The organism is Flavobacterium sp. N502536 (assembly GCF_025947345.1).
GTDB lineage: Bacteria > Bacteroidota > Bacteroidia > Flavobacteriales > Flavobacteriaceae > Flavobacterium.
Window position 1 is genome coordinate 211,531 of the sequence record NZ_CP110011.1, and the last position, 19,762, is coordinate 231,292.

Below are 19,762 nucleotides of genomic sequence, written 5' to 3' on the forward strand. Positions count from 1 at the left end.
TTCTCTAAATGAATAATTACTTTTTTTGATATTTTGAGTAATTATAACCAAAAGCGATTGTTTTCGGACAGTCGCTTTTTTGCATTAAAAAAAGCACGCAAAACCAATAGTCATCCAAACCAAAACAGCATACTTGTTAAAACAAAACATTTAATTCAAACAAAAACAAACAATACTAATGTATGATTAAACAAAATAACCCTTGCTTCAACAAAAGAATCAATTCTTATTAAAAAGTTACAGATATTACAAAAATGATTATTTATGTGATTTTTATTGTTAATTAAGAACAATCCTTTAACAATAAATTATGATATTTGAAAGAACTAATCCAAATATATTAAAAAATGAAAACCAATTTTAAGCTATTTATGGGGCTATTGTTAGCATTATTTGTACAAATAGCCAATGCACAGGAAGAATCTATTACGGGTAAGGTTACAGATTCAAAACGAAACCCGCTTCCGGGAGTAAACATCGTCGTAAAAGGAACCAAAACCAGTACTCAAACTGATTTTGACGGGAATTTTAAGATCACAGCAAAAAAAGGAGACATCCTTTCTGTGAGTTATGTAAGCTTTACGACAGTACTTGTTCCTGCTTCAAATTCGATGAACATTAAGCTCACCGAAACTCAAAACGAACTTGAAGCTGTCATGGTTGTAGGTTATGGAACACAGACCAAAAAGAATCTAACGGACAATATTGCTCGTGTTACCGCAAAAGACATCCAGCAAATCCCCGTTTCAAACGTGCAAAACGCGTTGGTTGGTAAACTTGCCGGTGTACAAATTACGCAGACAAATGGTAAAGTCGAAGGAGGAATAAACATTAGAGTTCGTGGTGCTGCCAGTATAAGTGCAGGTACACAGCCCTTATATGTTTTAGACGGAATTCCGTTAATTACAGACGACGAATCCAGCAACGGAGCTCCAACAAACCCGTTACTGACTTTAAGTCCGAACGAAATTGAGTCTATTGATGTATTAAAAGATGCATCATCGGCAGCTATCTACGGGGCACGTGGAGCCAACGGAGTTATAATCATCACCACCAAAAAGGGAAAAGAAGGCAAAGGAACTTTCTCCCTTAATTTCTCGCAAGGGGTTAGTGAACCTACTCACAAAAGAAAATGGCTTAATGCCAAACAATATGTGGAATTAATACGTGAAGCAGGAAAAAATGCTAATGATTTAGCAGCTGTAGACGAAGAACTGGAAAAACTGTCTCTGGGAACAGACTGGAGAAACGGAGAAATTGATACCGACTGGCAGGCTATTGCTTTTCAGTCAGGATTTACAACCGATGCCGATTTTTCGGTTTCTGGTGGAAACGATAAAACAAGGTATTTCTTTTCCGGAGCCTACAACAATACAACCGGTATTATCGACAGCAATCATCTGGAAAGAATAACAGGAAGGTCCAACATATCACATAAGGTATCGGATCGTTTTACAGCCGGAATGAATATTGGTTTTTCAAGAGCAGTCATCGACAGGGTTCAGGATGACAACTCCTTTGTAACACCTATGCAAGCTGTAGCTCAGGCTCCTATATCTCCGGCAAGACTAGCAGACGGAAAAGCAAATCCAAACACAGAATACGCCAACTATTTATTGGAAAAAGACAATGCTTTCTGGAAAACCGTAATGCGCAGACTTACCGGAAAAGTGTATGGCGAACTAAAATTAGTACAAGGTCTGAAATTAAATTCTGATTTCTCTTATGATTATTTATCTCAGACTGAAGACTACTGGCAAGGCAAAAACTCCCCGTTTATGGCGACAAGCGGTGCTGTATTTGCTTCTTCCGTAAATACCGAAAATTATGTATTCAGCAACTACTTTACTTACGACAAAACATTTGCCGAAAAACACGTTTTGAATGTTGTGGCCGGTATGGAACTTAACAAATACAACCGAAGATATCAGGATGTAAACAGCATCTACTTCCCTAATGACGGTTTTCAGACTATTGATGGTGGAGCCGAAGTTAATGAAGGTCATGGAAAGCAACAGGACTACACCTTTGTTTCTCAATTCGGAAGGCTGAATTATGCTTTTGACGGCAAATATCTTTTCAAAGCCAGTATTCGTCGTGACGGTTCTTCCCGTTTTGGAAAAAACGAACGTTTTGGGGTTTTCCCGGCCTTATCTGCCGGTTGGATCGTATCACAGGAAAGTTTTCTAAAAGAAAATCCGGTTCTGACCTATTTAAAAGTAAAAGGAAGCTGGGGTAAACTGGGAAATGCCGAAATTGGAAACTTTGCTTCACGTCAATTGTACATGCCAAATCCGTATAACTTAAAATCAGGATTAACATTTGACCAACCTGGAAATGATAATTTAACCTGGGAAAAATCGACTCAAATTGATTTTGGTACAGAACTGGGCTTTTTAAATAAAATTACATTTGAAGCCGATTACTATCAAAAAGATACCGACGGATTGCTGTTTGATGTGCCGCTTCCAAAAAGTGCCGGTGCCGGTGATTATGGGACCGTCAGCAAAAACATTGGAAAAATTAGAAGTAGTGGTTTTGAATTCACTTTGAACACCAAAAACATCACCACCGAAAATTTTACCTGGACAACAAGCTTCAATTTAACCACCAACCAGTCTAAAGTACAATCATTACCCAATAACAATACAGATGTAGTAGGTACTGTCACCATTAACAGAGTTGGCGAAAACATTTCATCTTTCTATCTTGTTGAATACGCAGGAGTTGATCCGGCAAACGGAGATGCGCTTTTTGTAAAAAACAAAAAAAATGCCGACGGCAGTATTGATAAAAGTACAACCAACAAATATAGTGAAGCACAGAGAACAATTCTTGGAAATCCATTTCCAACATTAATGTCAGGCCTAACTAATACTATCCTCTACAAAGGTTTTGACTTTACCTTTACTTTCCAGGGCGAATGGGGAGCAAGTATCTACAACACTGCGGGAATCTACCAGTCTACGGCAGCTGATTATTTTGACAACCAGACCTTAGACCAGTTAGACCGCTGGCAAAAACCGGGTGATATTACAAATGTACCTCAGGCGAGGTTTGGAGGTGCAAACGGTACACAAGACTCAAGCCGTTATCTTGACAAATCTGATTTTGTGCGTCTAAGAAACCTGACTCTGGGCTATTCATTACCTAAAAAATCGGTAACCGACATGGGAATGAGCAGCTTAAGATTCTATCTGACAGCTGTAAACTTATTGACTTTCACCAACTATAAGGGTTCTGATCCTGAAGCGCGAAGAGATAATACTGTAAAAACGAGTCCTATTATTGGACAAGAATTTTATTCGGCTCCCCCTGCAAAAACTATCGCTATGGGAGTAAATATTAATTTTTAAATCGATCAAAATGAAATCAAATACTATAGCACTATTGATACTTTTTACCGTCTTTTTTACAAGCTGTCAAGACGAATTAAATGTAGAACCAAAGCAAAGGGAAGACGCTTCTATAACTTTAAGTACGGAAGAAGGCATCACCAACGTACTAACCGGAACATACGCTCTTGCCGCAAGAGGAAATGCCTATGGGGGAAGAATCTTAGCTTATGCTGAATTATTGGGAGTAACAGGTGTCAACGCAACTACCGATTTTAGATTTAGAGGGAGTTTCAGCGAATTAAGACAAATATACCTCAAACAAATGCAGGCCGACAATGGAATCCTTACAGGAACCTACTCCAGAAGTTACGAGATTATAAACGCCGCCAATACCGTTATCGAGAATATCAGCAAAGTAAAAGACCCTGCCAAACAAAGTCGAATGATTGGTGAAGCCAATTTTTTAAGATCACTTGCCTATTTCGATCTGGTGCGATTCTTTGCCAAACCTTATGTTAGTGGTCAGGCTAACAATCAATTAGGAGTGGTGATAAGACCTAACGCCATTTATGATTTCAATGCCGATTTATCCAAAGAAAGAAGTACGGTAGACGAAGTGTACAAAGTAATTATTGACGGATTAAACATTGCTTATACCAATCTGCCTAAAGACAATAGTTTTTATGCCGATAAATACGCGGCAAAAGCACTATTGGCAAGAGTATATCTGCAACAAGGTAACTATGCTCAGGCAAGAGATGCTGCAGATGACGTGATCAAAAATAGCGGTCACTCTCTTTCAAAAAAATACGCAGATGCCTTTAATCATGATACCGATCAGGCCGAAGATGTGTTTGCCATACAAATTACAAAACAAACCGGAGTGAATGATGTCGTTACCTTTTATGCAGCAGAAGACAACGGAGGCCGCGGAGGTGATATTTCGATCCGATCTCCTTATCTGGACAAATTTACAGATCCAAATGACGATCGTGCAAAATTCAATTATGTAAATCCAGCGAACGACCGTATACTCACACTAAAATTCACCAATCAGTTTGCGAATGTTGGCGTAATTCGTCTGGCCGAAATGTATCTAATCAGAGCCGAGGGAAATTTACAGGCCGCAACAACAGTAGGCAACACTCCTCTTGACGACATCAATATCGTTAGAACAAGAGCCAATGCTAAAAATTTAAGCACAGTAACCCTTGATAGTATTTTATTGGAACGTCAATTAGAATTAGGCATGGAAGGATTTTTAATTCACGATATTCGTAGAACCAAACGTTCCATTGATGTAAGCAGCGATGGCGATGGCACTGAATTGTTACTTTATGATGCTAATGAATTGGTATTCCCTATTCCGATTTCAGAAATGGATGCCAACAAAAAAATCACTCAAAATCCGGGTTATATCAAGTAAAATAGTAGTCCAAAAAAAAACATCCCGCCAGGCGGGATGTTTTTACATACTAAAATCAAAAAAATTAATTTTTGAAGTCGTTCAGTGATTTCTCGATAATTTCAAGACATTCCTGAATTTGAGTTTCTGTCATCACCAATGGCGGTGCCAGTCTGATTTTATTTCCATGTGTTGGTTTTGCCAATAATCCGTTATCTCTGAATTTAAGGCAAATTTCCCAGGCCAGATCCGAATCTTCACCACAATTAATTACAATTGCATTCAATAAACCTTTACCGCGAACCAGTGTAATTAAGTCGTTACGCTCTGCAATTTCATTTAAGCCTTTTCTTAAAATTATTCCCAGGCGTTCTGCATTTTCGGCAAGATTTTCTTCTTTTACCACTTCAAGAGCAGCGATTGCAACCGCAGCCGCAACAGGATTTCCTCCAAAAGTAGATCCGTGTTGTCCCGGTTTAATCACATTCATGATTTCATCATTACACAATACTGCCGATACAGGATATACTCCGCCAGAAATTGCTTTACCCAAAATTAAAATATCAGGCTGCACATTTTCATGGTGTACCGCCAATAATTTTCCGGTACGGGCAATTCCGGTTTGAACCTCATCAGCAATAAACAAAACATTATGTTTTTCACACAAAGCTTTTGCTTTTGCCAAATATCCTTCAGAAGGCACATATACTCCGGCTTCTCCCTGAATTGGTTCTACTAAAAACCCTGCAATATTTTTTGAGGACTCCAATGCGTTTTCAAGAGCATCCAGATTATCATATTCAATTTTTATAAATCCCTCCGTAAAAGGTCCGAAATTTTTACGTGCTCCCTCATCATTTGAAAATGAAATGATTGTCGTTGTTCTTCCGTGAAAATTGTTTTCGCAAACAATAACCTGAGCCTGGTTTTCAGGAATTCCTTTTACCTCATAAGCCCATTTTCTACATACTTTAAGCGCCGTTTCAACTGCTTCAGCACCTGTATTCATTGGAAGAACTTTATCAAAACCAAAATATTTGGTTACGAATTCTTCGTAATTTCCTAATTTATCATTGTAAAAAGCACGGGAAGTCAGCGTAAGCTTTTGTGCCTGATCCACCATTGCTTTCACAATCTTAGGATGGCAGTGTCCTTGATTCACAGCAGAATAAGCAGACAAAAAATCAAAGTATTTTTTTCCGTCTACATCCCAAACATATACCCCTTCTCCTCTTTCTAACACAACAGGAAGCGGGTGATAATTGTGAGCTCCGTATTTATTTTCTTTTTCAATCAAAACCTCTGATTTTGACGATAGGCTATTTTCAGTATGAATCATGATCTTTTATTTTATTTATAGAAAACGCAAAAGTATTAAAAATTATTCATTACTGATAATAAAATCTATTTTTTGACTTTAAAAATCGTTTAAAAAGTCAAAACTAAAACTTTTTATCTTTAAAAAAATCAAATTCACTTATTACATGATGCATTTTTTAACTCTTATAATTAAAAAAAATAATTACTTTTATAAATGTAAAAATCGTACCCCGTGTTTGGGGATGGTTAAGTTTTAACACAATTTAAAAGAATGGATATATTAGACGAATTTGATATTAGCATCATTAAAGAATTAGAAAAAGACGGAAGAATGGCTTTTTCTGCCATTGCTGCAAATTTGAAAATATCAAACACTATGGTGCATCAGCGTATTAACCGAATGATCGAGCAAGGTGTAATTGCTGGCATCAAACCTATAATCCAAGAGAAAAACATCGGTTATGACTGGGCTTCTTTTACGGGAATCACCCTGAATAAGGATTCTGACTCTGATCGAATTATTGAAGAATTAAAGGGAATTCCTGAAATCACCGAATGTTATTACGTAACAGGGTCCTTTACGCTTTACATCAAAATTATCGCAAAAAATCACGAACACATGCGCCGAATCCTCTACGAAAAAATCGACGGGATTCCCGGCATTGCCAAAACCGACTCGATTATAGAGTTAGGTTGTGCTTTCAAGCGTAATATTTCTTTATAATCATTTTCTAAATTTGAAACGATGGTATTACGAAAACTACTTTTGCTTGCTTTACTTAGCTCCAAGTCAGTCCTGTTTTCACAAACCGTTGTTTCCAATCCGTCAAAAAGTGATTTTTCACCCACGCTTTCTTTTTTAGCTTCCGACTGGATGCAGGGCCGCGGCACCACTCAAAAGGGCGCTTTTATGGCCTCGGAATACATCGCCTCCATGATGGGATTATACCAGTTGGTTCCATATGATACTGTATCTGGCTATTATCAGAATTTTAAAATTGCAGAGCACACGGTAAAAAAAGTCACACTTGAAGTAAAAAAAGGAGCTAACGAAATCTTTTCACTTTCTCCTGAAACTGATTTTCAGGTCACTCCCATTGCGCAATCCATTCAAAAAGAAGCGCAAGTCGTTTTTGCGGGTTATGGACTGAGCCTGCCACAGGAAAAGTATGACGACTACAAAAATCAAAATGTAAAAGATAAAATTGTTATCGTTCTCCGAGGATTTCCAGGGCATCAGGACAGCACCTCTGCATCTTATCAAAAATTAAAAAAAAACTATCCCGACACAGACAATCTGAATGAAATCAAGCTTCAGACCGCGATCGATAAAGGCGCAATAGCATTAATCTTTGTTGATGGAAAAAACGATATTAAATTTAAAAACAAAAAAGAAGATGTCATTTTTCATTCTCTGGAAAACCCAACTATTAGCTCGATTCCAGTTTTTAAAATAAGTAAATCAGCTGCCGATATTTTATTTACGCGCAACTCTATATCCTTAGAAGGTATTGAGAAAAAAGCAGCGCAAAAACTAACTGTTGCTTCCGCTCCACTAAAAAAAACAAAAATTAATTTCTCTGTCTATCTGCAATCCAAAACCTTTGCCGTCCGTAATGTATTAGGAATGATCCCCGGAAAAGACAGCAGCAAAACCATTATTGTGGGTGCACATTATGATCATTTAGGAATTAAAAATGATTCGATTTTTAATGGTGCAGATGACAATGCCTCAGGGACTTCAGGGATGCTGGCGTTGGCAAAAAAATGGTCAGAATCAAACCTAAAACCGGAATACAACATTCTTTTTGCAGCCTGGACTGCCGAAGAAATGGGACTTTTAGGAAGTGAATATTTTGTTCAGAATTTGAATTTGAAAGATCAAAAAATCCTTCTCTGCATTAATATGGATATGATTTCGAGAAGTGCACCCGAAGATAAAAAACATCGATTTTTGAGTATTGGAACCGAAAAAGAAACAGAGTATTTAAAGAAAATCGTTAGCGAAAGCAACGCTAAACTTCAAAATCCGTTTACGTTAGATTTATGGGAAACCAACGGACATTCCGGCAGTGATTATGCCTCATTTACCGCAAAAGGAATTCCTGTTTTGACTTTTTTCAGCGGCTTTCACGAAGATTACCACACCCCCGGAGATGTTGCTTCAAAAGTAGATTTAGATAAAATTCAGGATGTTTTGTTTATTGTAAACCATTCTCTTTTAAAATTCATTGAAACCAGCAAAACTAAACCAAAATAAACCATGAAAAATCAGCTAATTTTTAAACTGACTCTTAGGATATTTACATCCCTGCTTTTTTTAGCTACCGGTTTTGTTCAGGCACAAACTCCTAAAGGGAGACTATTTATCATTGGCGGCGGTGATCGCTCTGATGCCTTAATGAAGCAGGTTTTGAGTGTGGCCGATTTATCCCAAAAGGATTATATCGTGGTTTTACCCATGTCGAGCGAAGAACCGGACAGCTCGTTTATTTTCTTCAAATCACAGATGGTAAAACTAACACCCCATCCCATTGTGATGCTCAATTTCAACAAAGAAATGGCTCAGAATAAAAGGCTGGCAGATTCATTACAAAAAGCAAAACTGATTTTTATAAGCGGCGGAGATCAGACCCGTTTTATGAATGTCGTTCAAAACAGTCCGGTTAAAACGGCCATTCAAAAAGCCTATGAAAATGGAAGTACCATTTCGGGAACAAGTGCCGGTGCAGCAGTAATGTCAGAGACAATGATCACGGGAAATCAGAAACTACAAAAAGAATATTCCGGAACCTTTGACAACATCCGCTACGATAATCTCGAAACCGCCGAAGGCTTAGGATTACTTCAAACCGCCATCATCGACCAACATTTTTTAAAAAGAAACCGCTACAACCGATTGCTATCGGCACTAGTTGAATTTCCTGCCCTGACCGGAATTGGAATTGACGAAAGTACCGCTATCATTGTTCGGAACAATCAGATTGAAGTTGCAGGTGAAAGCGAAGTAATTGTAGTTAAAAAACCAAAAGGAATCCTCAAATCCAAAAATAACAATCTCATTTCGATCGAAAATCTGCAAATGAGCATTTATACAGCCGGACAAAAATTTAATATCAAATAAGCATGTTTAAAACTCTAAAATTAGCCTTTGTAATTTGCTGTGTCAGTTTTCAGCTTTCCGCACAAAAAATTAATCCTAAAGAAGTAGCCCGTCTTGAAAATCTAGCCCGTCAGGTGACCATTATCAGGGACAACTGGGGCATTCCGCATGTTTACGGAAAGACGGATGCCAATGCGGTTTTCGGATTACTCTATGTGCAATGTGAAGATGATTTTAAACGGATTGAGATGAATTATATTGAAAAGCTGGGCAGGCTTTCGGAAATAAAAGGACAATCTGTTTTATACAATGATTTAGAAATTAGACTTTTAATAGACTCCGAAGAAGCAAAAGCCGATTACAAAAAAGCACCTTTATGGCTTAAAAAACTACTGAACAGTTATGCCGATGCCATCAACTTTTATTTGTACAAACATCCCGAAGTAAAACCGGCACTCCTAACCCATTTTGAGCCCTGGTTCCCACTGCTTTGGACGGACGGAAGTATTGGAGCCATAAGTACAGCCGATCTTACCACAGCAGAATTAAAAGCTTTTTACTCCGGCAATTCCGATAAAGTAGCCTACGTGGAAAGAGAAAAAAACGTTCAGACAGGTTCTAACGGTTTTGCTTTTGCACCCTCAAAAACAGCTGACGGTAACGCTATTTTATACATCAATCCGCATACTACCTTTTATTTCAGACCTGAAGTACAGGTAACTAGCGAAGAGGGACTAAACGTTTACGGAGCGGTGACCTGGGGACAGTTTTTTGTCTATCAAGGCTTTAATGAACATTGTGGATGGATGCACACCTCATCCAATGTAGATGTCGCCGACATGTATGCCGAAAAAATTATCGATAAAAAGGGCAAATTGTTTTATGAATTCGATAAAAAATTAATCCCGGTTATTGAAAAAGAAATAACGATACATTATACCGAAAACGGAAAACTGATTCCTAAAAAGTTCAAAACCTACTTTACCAACAACGGTCCGATTATGGCAAAACGCGATGGAAAATGGATCAGTTTGAAGTCACATAATCGTTCGATGACCAGTTTAATTCAGAGTTGGGTCAGAACCAAATCTACCAGTTTTGAAGATTACAAAAAAGCAATGGATTTGAAAGCCAACACCTCCAACAATACTGTTTATGCAGATAACAAGGGAAACATTGCGTATTGGCACGGGAATTTTATTCCGGTCAGAGACAAAAATTTCAATTGGTCTAAAGTAGTAGACGGATCAATTTTAGCAACACAATGGAAAGGCCTGCACGAGGTAAACGAAACTGTTCATTTGTATAATCCGGTAAATGGCTGGTTGCAAAACTGCAATTCGACTCCTTACTCCGTTGCCGGAGAAAACAGTCCGAAAAGAGAAAACTATTTGCCTTATATGGCACCTGACGGAGAAAATTTCAGAGGCGTAAACGCAGTTCGAATTTTCAGCAAAGGCAATCAATATACTTTAGACAAAGTAATTGCAGACGGATACGATACCAAACTGTCGATTTTCGAAATTTTAATTCCGTCTTTGATTAGCGTTTTCGAAAAAAACAGCAACCCAACAAATCCTGAATATGCGGAATTAAAAGAAGCCATTTCACTCTTAAAAAACTGGGATTATTATGCTCAGGAAAATTCGGTAGCAACCACATTAGCGGTGGAATGGGCGTATAAACTAGACCCTATTATACTCAAAGCCTATATCGATGAAGGAGAACCGGATCAGGTAGAAAACACCAAAAAATTTGCAAAAAACGCAACCGCCGATCAGATGCTTCCGCAATTACAGGCAGTTTTAAAAGAACTGACCTCAAAATGGGGAACCTGGAAAATTGCCTGGGGAGAAATGAACCGCTTTCAGCGTTCCAACGGCGACATCGATTTAAAGTATGACGATGCGCTGCCAAGTTTGCCTATCGCTTTTGGTCCGGGTTCATGGGGAAGTTTACCTTCCTTTAAAAGCAGCTATCAAAAAGGCTCTAAAAAACGATATGGTTACAATGGCAACAGTTTTGTTTGTGCTGTAGAATTTGGTCCAAAAATAAAAGCAAAATCCCTATTGGCAGGAGGTAACAGCGGCGACCCGAACTCCCGACACTTCAACGATCAGAGCGAAATGTATCAAAAAGGAAGTTTCAAAGAAGTCTTATTTTACAAAGAAGATGTGATCAAAAATGCGGAGAAAACCTATCATCCCGGTCAATGATTTTCATGGTAAGAAAACAACAGACAAAAACCTCGGAAGAAATAGATCCCGAGGTTTTTTTGTAACATAATATTTCTGATATTTGTTAAAAATTGTACCCTTATGAAAAATTCGGCCCTTCTCCTTTTTGCTACCCTACTGTTTTCTAACGGTATAAATGCGCAATTAAAAGCTGTAAAATATAAAGATGGTTCTCAGGCTTTAAACGGACTATTTGTAAAATCTCTTAAAAAAAGCACTCAAAATCCGGGTATTTTACTTATTCCGGCCTGGCTTGGAATTGACAAAGCGTCTAAAGATATTGCAGAAAACTTATCAAAATTAGGTTACCATGTTTTCATAGCCGATATCTATGGCGAAGGAAACTATCCTGCCAATACTGCCGAAGCAGGAAAACAGTCCGGCTACTACAAAAGCAATTACGAGATCTATCAAAAACGCATCAATGCTGCCTTACAGGAATTAATCAAATCCGGAGCCAATGCTGACAATATTGTGGCTATTGGCTATTGTTTTGGAGGAACCGGAGTTCTTGAAGCTGCACGTGGCCATTTGAAATTAAAAGGAGTAGTTTCGTTTCACGGAAGTTTAGCCAGAGACGCTGCCCGCAAGATTGAACCAATCACCTCTAAAGTACTGATTTGTCATGGAGCTGACGATCCTTATGAATCAAAAGAAGAAATCACTGCTTTTCAACAGGAAATGCGCGATGCAAAAGCCGACTGGCAAATGATTTATTACGCCAATGCCGTACACTCTTTCACAAATCCGGAAGCAGGAAATGACAACTCAAAAGGCGCAGCCTATAATGCTGTTGCTGCAAAAAGATCTTTTGAACACTTACAGCTTTTCCTGAACGAAGTACTAAAAAAATAAATAACAGCACACCAATTTACATTGATTGCAATACAATTAATTCGCGTTAACTCGTGAAATTCGCCTAAAAAAACCAACGTAAACTCATTTAAATCTGCAACATTTGCAGATTAAAAACAAACCAAAATTAAACCAAAGTAATTTATAATCAATGTCACACAGTCCGATTAGAAAAGACAAAACCTGCTTAAACTGCAGGCATGTTGTTGAACAAAAATTTTGTCCCAATTGTGGACAGGAAAACACCGATTCCCGAAAAACATTTCATCATTTGTTCGTTCACTTTTTGAAGATCTGACACACTACGAAAATGCTTTTTGGCGAACAATCAAAAACCTTTTGTTTAAACCTTCTGCTTTAACTAAAGAATATCTTTCGGAAAACGTTTATCTTATTTAGCTCCTGTTCGTTTATACATTTTTATCAGTTTTGTTACTTTTTTAATGATCGCTTTATTTCCGGGTCATTCCGAGGATGCCGCAGCTGATTTTAATCTGGAAGTAAGCAACAAAAAAGAAGCTCCAAAAAACGTTTTCACAGGAGATCTTAACGATTTAAAACCCGGAGACGGTTTTGATAAATTCACCCGAGAAGTCGATTCCGTTCAAAAATATGCCCCCGAGGACAAAAAGCTGGATTCTTTTAGTTACTGGTTAGTTCAAAAAGCGAAATACGTAAAAGAGCACAATACCAAAAAAGAGATCATTAACAAATTCACAGAGTCATTTGTACACAACATTCCAAAAGTTCTGTTTATTATAATGCCTCTATTTGCTTTCATTCTATGGATCTTTCACGGCAAAAAAAGATGGTATTATTTTGACCATGGTATCTTCACCTTGCATTATTTTTCTTTTTTACTACTGGTAATCTTCATCTTATTTGTCATCCGAAGATTGGTTGGATTATTTGGAGAAGACAGTCCAATATCTTTTATCTCAAGCGTAACCGATTTCTTTGGAGGTCTCTGGATGTTCTACTATTTTTTCCCGGCACACCACCGTTTTTACGGAGAAACAAGATGGATTTCCTTTTTTAAAAGCATTGTACTGTTGACCATCAATTTTATGATCATCACATTCTTATTAGTTTTCTACGTTTTCTATACCTTTATCAATTTACACTAAACACAACATGAAAAAAATCATACTATTATTGCTAATAGGCACTGCATTTTCCTGTAAAAACACGCAGTCAGTTGCCTCAAAAGACAATTCAGATCCGTCTAAATACATCGAATTTATTTCTGAAAAAGATCTGAAAACGATGCTTTATGTTGTCGCTTCAGATGAAATGGAAGGTCGTGAAACCGGATCGAAAGGACAAAAGAAAGCAGGTCTTTACATGATCGAACAATACAAAAAAAGTGGAATTTCGTTTCCTAAAAGAGCGACTGATTATTACCAACACATTCCTGCCGCTTTTTTAAATGCCAGACGCAATGAAAATTTACCGGATTCAGAGAATATCTGGGCTTATATTGAAGGTTCTGAAAAACCTGATGAAGTTTTGGTAATTTCAGCGCATTACGATCACGTTGGAATCAAAAAAGGCGAAATCTATAATGGTGCCGATGATGATGGTTCCGGAACAGTTGCTGTTATCGAGATGGCAAAAGCATTTGCAAAAGCAAAAAAAGACGGGCACGGACCAAAACGTTCCATCCTGTTTTTGCATGTAACCGGTGAAGAACACGGTTTACATGGTTCGCGTTATTATTCTGAAAATCCGTTATTCCCAATTGCCAATACGATTACCGACATTAACATCGATATGATTGGGCGTCGTGATGTTGAACACGCACAAACAAACAATTATGTTTACGTAATTGGAGCAGACAGACTTTCAACTGACTTACACAATATCGTGGTGGCTCAAAACGAGAAATACACCAAAATTGACTTGGATTTTAAATTTAATGACCCGAAAGATCCAAATCATTTTTATGAGCGTTCTGATCATTATAATTTTGCAAAATATGGAATTCCAGCTGTTTTCTTCTTTAACGGCGTGCACGAAGACTACCACGGAAAAGGCGACGAACCTCAAAAAATCGAATACGATGCTTTGACTAAAAGAACAAAATTAGCCTTCGCCATCGCCTGGGATTTAGCCAATAGAGAGAACAGACCGGTAGTCGATAAACCGATTAAATAAGCTACTAAGGCACTGAGATACTAAGGTTCTGAGAAACTAAGTTATCGGTTTATTTTATAAAATAGGAGGCTGTCAAAAAAAGACAGCCTCTTATTTTTTTCTATTACTTAGAGATTACGATTGCATCATAGAGTAACATTTAAATAAATAATCGCAATGATTTCTTATTTAAGCGGGTACTCCTGATTTTAATTTCTGTACAATTTCTAAACATCTGTTTTCAAAAATAGATTCTTCGACTGGCACAACAACCGATTCAAATAGTTGCATCAAATCATCAGAATGAGAGGCACGTTTTGTGCTCTGAATATTATAATGAAAGAACTTTATCCATAAAATTGCTTTAATTCGGTTTCATTTTCATTCCACATTTTCATTTCAACCAGCAGAAAATTATCGCTGTACTGAATCAATTGTGACTCAATCAGTACTGTTTCCATTGTAGAAGCAGGTCGCATATAACTGATCTGATTGGATGCTACCACCCAGCTAATTCCTGTTTCCCTAAGATATTTAAAGATATCCAAATTGTAATGCTCCGCAATCTGATCTTCCCTGGTATTAATAAAATACTCCAGATATTTTGCGTTGTTTAAATGATTAAAAGGATCACAATCCTGAAATCTGATTTTCTTTTTTGTTTTTAATACTTTTTCCATTCTTTGAATCTATTGCATCAGATACCAATCGGTATTTGACAGGTTAAAAAAAAACTATTTTCTAATTTTATCAATTATTGTACTGTCTATAAAGTCCATTGCACTAATGATGTAACTCTCGTCATTATGTGTAAAGGCCAAAAGCGAGCTGCCTTCAATTAAGGACAATATTATTTTTGCGTATTTCAGAGCATCCGTAGTTGGTAGTATCTCTTCTTTATCAATACCTTCAGTGATAATATTCGTCAGTCCGGTAATAAATTTTTGGGATAAATTCTGAGCGGTCTGAAACAATAATGGATTGATAAATTTGGTATCAACTCCTACCCGCAGCATAGGACATCCGCCTCTATCTTTGACCAAATCATAATAACTTCTCTGATAATGGGTAATAGCATAGAGTTTATCAAGACTTCCACTCTTAGCAGCTACAAGTTTGAATAAGGGTGTAATCGCCAAATCGACATTGAACCGAAACGACTGCAACGCCAAATCTTCTTTATTCGTAAAATTGCAATAAATAGCTCCTTTCGTAAGGCCGGTTGCATTGGTTATGTCCGTCAGACTGGTACCAATGTATCCCTGCTTGTTAAAAATCGGGGCTACTTTATCCAATATAAATTCAGAAGTATTCATCATTTTCCGTTTGAAATAGAAATTTTCAAAACAAATATAATCAAAATACCGATCGGTATGTAACGGGATTGAATTATTTTTCTTAGAAATTCTAAGTTGCCCAAAAGTCAAGTGATTGAGTAGCTGTGATATTAAAAAAAATAAGGTCCTGAGTTCCAAAGTGCATTTCACTTTAAAACTCAGGACCTTATATCTTATAGTGACCTTTGTATTTTAATCTTAGTATCTTAGAACCTCAGCACCTCAATATCTCAGCACCTTCCTCCTAGTCATTCATAGAAATCAAAAACTCTTCATTGTTTCTGGTTTTCTTGAAACGGTCGTTTACGAAATCCATAGATTCTACCGGATTCATATCAGACAGGTATTTGCGCATGATCCACATTCTTTGTAATGTTTTCTCGTCCAGTAATAAATCATCACGACGTGTACTTGACGAAGTAAGATCGATAGCCGGGAAGATACGTTTGTTGGCAATCTTACGATCCAATTGAAGCTCCATGTTACCGGTACCTTTAAATTCTTCAAAGATCACCTCATCCATTTTAGAACCTGTTTCTGTCAATGCTGTTGCGATAATACTTAACGAACCTCCGTTTTCTACATTTCTTGCCGCTCCAAAGAAACGTTTTGGTTTTTGCAATGCATTAGCATCAACACCTCCACTTAAAACTTTACCTGAAGCAGGCTGAACTGTATTATAAGCTCTTGCCAAACGCGTAATAGAATCGAGTAAAATAACCACATCGTGTCCGCATTCTACCAATCGTTTTGCTTTTTCAAGTACGATATTGGCAATTTTCACGTGTTCCTGCGGTTCTCTGTCAAAAGTAGAAGCAATAACTTCTCCTCTTACACTGCGCTGCATATCAGTTACCTCCTCAGGACGCTCATCGATCAAAAGAACAATAAGGTATACTTCGGGATGGTTGGCTGCGATTGCGTTGGCAATGTCTTTTAGTAACATTGTCTTTCCCGTTTTAGGCTGAGCGACAATCATACCACGCTGTCCTTTTCCAATTGGAGAAAACAAATCGATAATACGGGTTGAAACTGAACTGCCTTTTCGGCTAATTTGAATTTTTCAGAAGGGAAAACCGGGGTAAGATGTTCAAAAGAAACTCTGTCGCGAACAACTTGCGGATCGTGACCATTAATTTTAAGTACACGAACAAGAGGGAAAAATTTCTCCCCTTCTTTTGGAGGACGAACCACTCCTTTTACAGTATCTCCGTTTTTAGACCAAACAATCTGATTTGTGACGTTGATAAATAAATATCATCGGAGAGGCTAAATAATTATAATCGGATGAACGTAAAAAACCATAACCGTCCGGCATCATTTCAAGAACACCTTCGCTTTCGATAATTCCGTCAAACTCAAAGTCTGAATCTCTGAAATTACTTTTTTATTTTTATGGTTTGGATTTTGATTCCCGTTATTTCCATTCCCGTTCTGGTTAGAATTTGGATTCTGATTTGGGTTTTGGTTGGGATTCTGATTTTGATTTTTATTCTGGTTCGGATTGACCTTTTTTTTGAACCGGTGCTTCTGCTTTTTCAGCTGTCGGAACTTCTGCTACCGTTTCGTTTTCCGGAATTGCTTCTTTTGTTGCTTCTTTTTCTTTTTGCAAAGCGACCTTTTTCTCGTAAGCTGATTTATTAAATTTTACGATCTTCGGTCCTTTTTTCTCTACTGTTTGATTCTCCGTGTTTTCAGTATTCTCGGTATTTTCGTTGTTTTCCTGAACCTCCGGAGCTGCTTCGGCAATTTTAACTTCTGCTGTTTCTTTCGCCGCTGCATTTCCTTTTATCTTAGGATTGGTTTTAGGATTTGCTTTGATCGCCGGGTTTTATTTGCTGCAACCGGTGCTGCGGCTTTTTCAGGAGTTTCCTCTACTTTATCAAATTCCAGAACTGGTGCATTCTTGCTGATTGGTGTTTTTTTGGCCGGAACAATTCTTGCTCTTTTCGGTTTATCATCAACTATTTCCGCTTCTGCCACAGGATTTGCCGGCGGCGCTACAGTCGCTTCTTGATGTGCTAAAATCTGACTGATTAAAGTCTCTTTTTTAACACCATTAAACTTTATAGTTTTAGCTAACTTAGCTATTTCTTGAAGCTCAGAAAGCTTCATTTCTTTTAATGCAGAAATATCAAACATGAATGTTCTATGAATTTAATTATTTTAACGGAAATACTGTAAAAAGAATAGGTAGATATTTTTTTTCGATTGACCGCAGTATGAAGTGCTTACGGTATTATGATGCAATAATACGAATAAAATTTAATCATACAATAGTATTTTATAAAAAGAAATATATTTTTGTAAAACAATTTTAGACCATGATACAACGAATTCAAACCGTATATTTAATTCTTACCTTTTAATCACAGGGGTATTACTTTTTTTTATTCCGCTTTGGACCTTAAATAATGGTAAGCCATTTTACTTTATGCAGGATAAGTTTTACGCTGTTCTTTTAAGCTTAAGTACCATGCTTACTATTCTTAGTATCATTTCATACAAAAAAAGACAAAATCAGTTTGTAATGGGCAGACTGAACATAATATTAAATTTAATTTTATTGGGATTATTTGTATATCGATCTCTAAATTTATCTGGAGATACTACTACCATTGTATCAGAGAAAGGTATTGGGATGTTTCTACCTATTGTTGCTATCGTATTATTAGTGTTAGCTAATAAGGCCATCAAAAAGGATGAAGATCTTGTAAAATCTGTAGACCGTTTGAGGTAAACCTATAAACTTAAATTTTTTGTGCGAAGAGAACCCGAATTTAAAATTCGGGTTTTTTTGTGCCTTACATTTTCTGTCATTTTAAACAGAACAGCCAAAACAACCTTAAAAAGAAACCTTGTAAGATAATTTTTGCTTAATTTTGTATTTCAGCTCCTAAACTAATTATGAAACACAAAATAAGAATACACCTTGCAGATGATCATCAGGTGCTTATTGATGGCCTGACCAATCTGCTGCAGACCGTTGAAAATTTTGAAGTAGTCGGCAATTCACTGGACGGCACCACTGTTTATAATGATATCCTCCAAAACAATCCTGATATTTTGATCCTGGACATCAGCATGCCTAAAAAAGACGGCATAGAAGTAGTCAAAGAGCTGCTGCAGAAAGATTTTCAATGCAAAATCATTATTTTGTCCAGCACGATGATTTAAAAATCATCAAAGAAGTAATGAAACTAGGCGTGAAAGGCTACCTCACCAAAAAATGCGCCGGAGAAAATATAATCGAAGCCATAGAAACCGTTTATCAGGGACAGGAATATTTTTGCGATTCGGTAAGAGAAAAATCTTTAATATCTTCTCTCATAACAATCCAAAACTCAACAAAAACATTCAGGTCGAAAACCCTATTCTAAGCGCGCGTGAAGTTGAAATCATCACTTTAATTGCCTTAGAATACAGTGGAAAAGAAATCAGCGAACAGCTATTCATCAGCACAAATACCGTAGAAACACACCGAAAAAATATCATGAAAAAACTACAGATAAAAAGTACCATTGGCCTTGTAAAATATGCCCTGAAAAACAATCTGATCAATTCCTGATGCCTATACCAACACACCTAAACAATTCAAATCGCCATGTCTCTTTTTAGAATTCTTCTATTTTTCAGTCTTTTAATTTCTTTAAATAGCAGCCTTGCAGCTTCTCAGCAGAAGACGACTTCTGAAAAAACGACTATAGCAGTTGCCAAAAATTCGCAAGAAAATGGCACTTCTCCTTCAGAAAACATGCGAAACAAACAAATCATCAGCCTGTCGATTGTACTGGTAATCCTGTTGTTCTTCCTGTTCTATTTTTTCTATCAGAACAATAAACTGAAGCAAAAAATAAAACGAAAAGAGATCAAGCAAAAGATATTGCTAAATGTAATTAATGCCGCTATTGACAGCCAGGAAGTAGAACGAAAAAAAATCGCATCGTTTTTACACGACAACATCAACTCTTTGGTTTCTTCTGTCGGACTTCACTTAAAACTTTTACAACACAAAATAATATAGAATCTGA

At 37.2% G+C, this 19,762-nt stretch carries 14 protein-coding genes and 3 pseudogenes; 13 read left to right on the forward strand and 4 right to left on the reverse strand.

Going from position 1 to position 19,762, the window contains the following annotated elements:
- Positions 1 to 347: 347 nt before the first annotated feature.
- Positions 348 to 3,356: a SusC/RagA family TonB-linked outer membrane protein gene (locus OLM61_RS00890; protein WP_264524659.1), complete on the forward strand. Its 3,009-nt coding sequence runs from the start codon at positions 348 to 350 to the stop codon at positions 3,354 to 3,356.
- 10 nt (positions 3,357 to 3,366) lie between these two features.
- Positions 3,367 to 4,764, forward strand: coding sequence for a RagB/SusD family nutrient uptake outer membrane protein (locus tag OLM61_RS00895; protein WP_264524660.1), 1,398 nt, complete (start codon positions 3,367 to 3,369; stop codon positions 4,762 to 4,764).
- A gap of 64 nt (positions 4,765 to 4,828) precedes the next feature.
- Here the strand turns inward: OLM61_RS00895 and rocD are convergent, their stop codons facing one another.
- Positions 4,829 to 6,082: an ornithine--oxo-acid transaminase gene (gene rocD / locus OLM61_RS00900; protein WP_264524661.1), complete on the reverse strand. Its 1,254-nt coding sequence runs from the start codon at positions 6,080 to 6,082 to the stop codon at positions 4,829 to 4,831.
- Positions 6,083 to 6,334: 252 nt separating this feature from the next.
- Here rocD and OLM61_RS00905 point away from each other — a divergent pair, with 252 nt between their 5' ends.
- The 7 genes and pseudogenes from OLM61_RS00905 (at position 6,335) to OLM61_RS00940 (ending at position 14,415) form a co-directional block, all read left to right on the forward strand.
- A complete protein-coding gene (locus OLM61_RS00905; protein ID WP_264524662.1) occupies positions 6,335 to 6,787 on the forward strand; it encodes an Lrp/AsnC family transcriptional regulator in 453 nt (150 codons plus the stop codon).
- A gap of 21 nt (positions 6,788 to 6,808) precedes the next feature.
- Complete coding sequence (locus OLM61_RS00910; RefSeq protein WP_264524663.1) at positions 6,809 to 8,323, forward strand: M20/M25/M40 family metallo-hydrolase; 1,515 nt, start codon at positions 6,809 to 6,811, stop codon at positions 8,321 to 8,323.
- 3 nt (positions 8,324 to 8,326) lie between these two features.
- Positions 8,327 to 9,187, forward strand: coding sequence for a cyanophycinase (locus OLM61_RS00915; RefSeq protein WP_264524664.1), 861 nt, complete (start codon positions 8,327 to 8,329; stop codon positions 9,185 to 9,187).
- Between the two features lie 2 nt (positions 9,188 to 9,189).
- Complete coding sequence (locus tag OLM61_RS00920; protein WP_264524665.1) at positions 9,190 to 11,382, forward strand: penicillin acylase family protein; 2,193 nt, start codon at positions 9,190 to 9,192, stop codon at positions 11,380 to 11,382.
- A gap of 102 nt (positions 11,383 to 11,484) precedes the next feature.
- Entirely contained in the window at positions 11,485 to 12,258 is a 774-nt protein-coding gene (locus OLM61_RS00925; protein WP_264524666.1) for a dienelactone hydrolase family protein, read from the forward strand.
- 151 nt (positions 12,259 to 12,409) lie between these two features.
- A pseudogene (locus tag OLM61_RS00935) lies at positions 12,410 to 13,385 on the forward strand (DUF3667 domain-containing protein).
- A 7-nt stretch (positions 13,386 to 13,392) separates the two neighbouring features.
- Entirely contained in the window at positions 13,393 to 14,415 is a 1,023-nt protein-coding gene (locus OLM61_RS00940) for a M28 family peptidase (RefSeq protein ID WP_264524668.1), read from the forward strand.
- Between the two features lie 326 nt (positions 14,416 to 14,741).
- Here the strand turns inward: OLM61_RS00940 and OLM61_RS00945 are convergent, their stop codons facing one another.
- The 3 genes and pseudogenes from OLM61_RS00945 to rho all read right to left on the reverse strand — a co-directional run bounded on the left by OLM61_RS00945 (position 14,742) and on the right by rho (position 17,873).
- Complete coding sequence (locus tag OLM61_RS00945; RefSeq protein WP_264524669.1) at positions 14,742 to 15,074, reverse strand: acyl-CoA thioesterase; 333 nt, start codon at positions 15,072 to 15,074, stop codon at positions 14,742 to 14,744.
- Positions 15,075 to 15,128: 54 nt separating this feature from the next.
- Positions 15,129 to 15,713, reverse strand: a complete 585-nt coding sequence (locus tag OLM61_RS00950) for a TetR/AcrR family transcriptional regulator (protein ID WP_264524670.1) — start codon at positions 15,711 to 15,713, stop codon at positions 15,129 to 15,131.
- 262 nt (positions 15,714 to 15,975) lie between these two features.
- Positions 15,976 to 17,873 (reverse strand): annotated as a pseudogene (rho, locus tag OLM61_RS00955) (transcription termination factor Rho).
- Positions 17,874 to 18,055: 182 nt separating this feature from the next.
- Here rho and OLM61_RS00960 point away from each other — a divergent pair.
- The 4 genes and pseudogenes from OLM61_RS00960 (at position 18,056) to OLM61_RS00970 (ending at position 19,755) form a co-directional block, all read left to right on the forward strand.
- Positions 18,056 to 18,471 (forward strand): annotated as a pseudogene (locus OLM61_RS00960) (DUF4293 domain-containing protein).
- A 167-nt stretch (positions 18,472 to 18,638) separates the two neighbouring features.
- Positions 18,639 to 18,908 (forward strand): response regulator transcription factor, encoded by a 270-nt coding sequence (locus OLM61_RS20875; RefSeq protein ID WP_319800537.1) that lies wholly within the window; start codon positions 18,639 to 18,641, stop codon positions 18,906 to 18,908.
- A gap of 52 nt (positions 18,909 to 18,960) precedes the next feature.
- Complete coding sequence (locus tag OLM61_RS20880; RefSeq protein WP_319800538.1) at positions 18,961 to 19,299, forward strand: response regulator transcription factor; 339 nt, start codon at positions 18,961 to 18,963, stop codon at positions 19,297 to 19,299.
- Between the two features lie 36 nt (positions 19,300 to 19,335).
- Positions 19,336 to 19,755 (forward strand): hypothetical protein, encoded by a 420-nt coding sequence (locus OLM61_RS00970; RefSeq protein WP_264524671.1) that lies wholly within the window; start codon positions 19,336 to 19,338, stop codon positions 19,753 to 19,755.
- Positions 19,756 to 19,762 lie beyond the last annotated feature (7 nt).

Coding starts and splice junctions, on each gene's coding strand:
- OLM61_RS00940 (WP_264524668.1), top strand. CDS start 13,393: ATGAAAAAAATCATACTATTATTGCTAATAGGCACTGCATTTTCCTGT.
- OLM61_RS00945 (WP_264524669.1), bottom strand. CDS start 15,074: ATGGAAAAAGTATTAAAAACAAAAAAGAAAATCAGATTTCAGGATTGT.
- OLM61_RS00925 (WP_264524666.1), top strand. CDS start 11,485: ATGAAAAATTCGGCCCTTCTCCTTTTTGCTACCCTACTGTTTTCTAAC.
- OLM61_RS20875 (WP_319800537.1), top strand. CDS start 18,639: ATGAAACACAAAATAAGAATACACCTTGCAGATGATCATCAGGTGCTT.
- OLM61_RS00910 (WP_264524663.1), top strand. CDS start 6,809: ATGGTATTACGAAAACTACTTTTGCTTGCTTTACTTAGCTCCAAGTCA.
- OLM61_RS00915 (WP_264524664.1), top strand. CDS start 8,327: ATGAAAAATCAGCTAATTTTTAAACTGACTCTTAGGATATTTACATCC.
- OLM61_RS00950 (WP_264524670.1), bottom strand. CDS start 15,713: ATGATGAATACTTCTGAATTTATATTGGATAAAGTAGCCCCGATTTTT.
- OLM61_RS00890 (WP_264524659.1), top strand. CDS start 348: ATGAAAACCAATTTTAAGCTATTTATGGGGCTATTGTTAGCATTATTT.
- OLM61_RS00905 (WP_264524662.1), top strand. CDS start 6,335: ATGGATATATTAGACGAATTTGATATTAGCATCATTAAAGAATTAGAA.
- OLM61_RS00895 (WP_264524660.1), top strand. CDS start 3,367: ATGAAATCAAATACTATAGCACTATTGATACTTTTTACCGTCTTTTTT.
- OLM61_RS00920 (WP_264524665.1), top strand. CDS start 9,190: ATGTTTAAAACTCTAAAATTAGCCTTTGTAATTTGCTGTGTCAGTTTT.
- OLM61_RS00970 (WP_264524671.1), top strand. CDS start 19,336: ATGTCTCTTTTTAGAATTCTTCTATTTTTCAGTCTTTTAATTTCTTTA.
- OLM61_RS20880 (WP_319800538.1), top strand. CDS start 18,961: ATGCGCCGGAGAAAATATAATCGAAGCCATAGAAACCGTTTATCAGGG.
- rocD (WP_264524661.1), bottom strand. CDS start 6,082: ATGATTCATACTGAAAATAGCCTATCGTCAAAATCAGAGGTTTTGATT.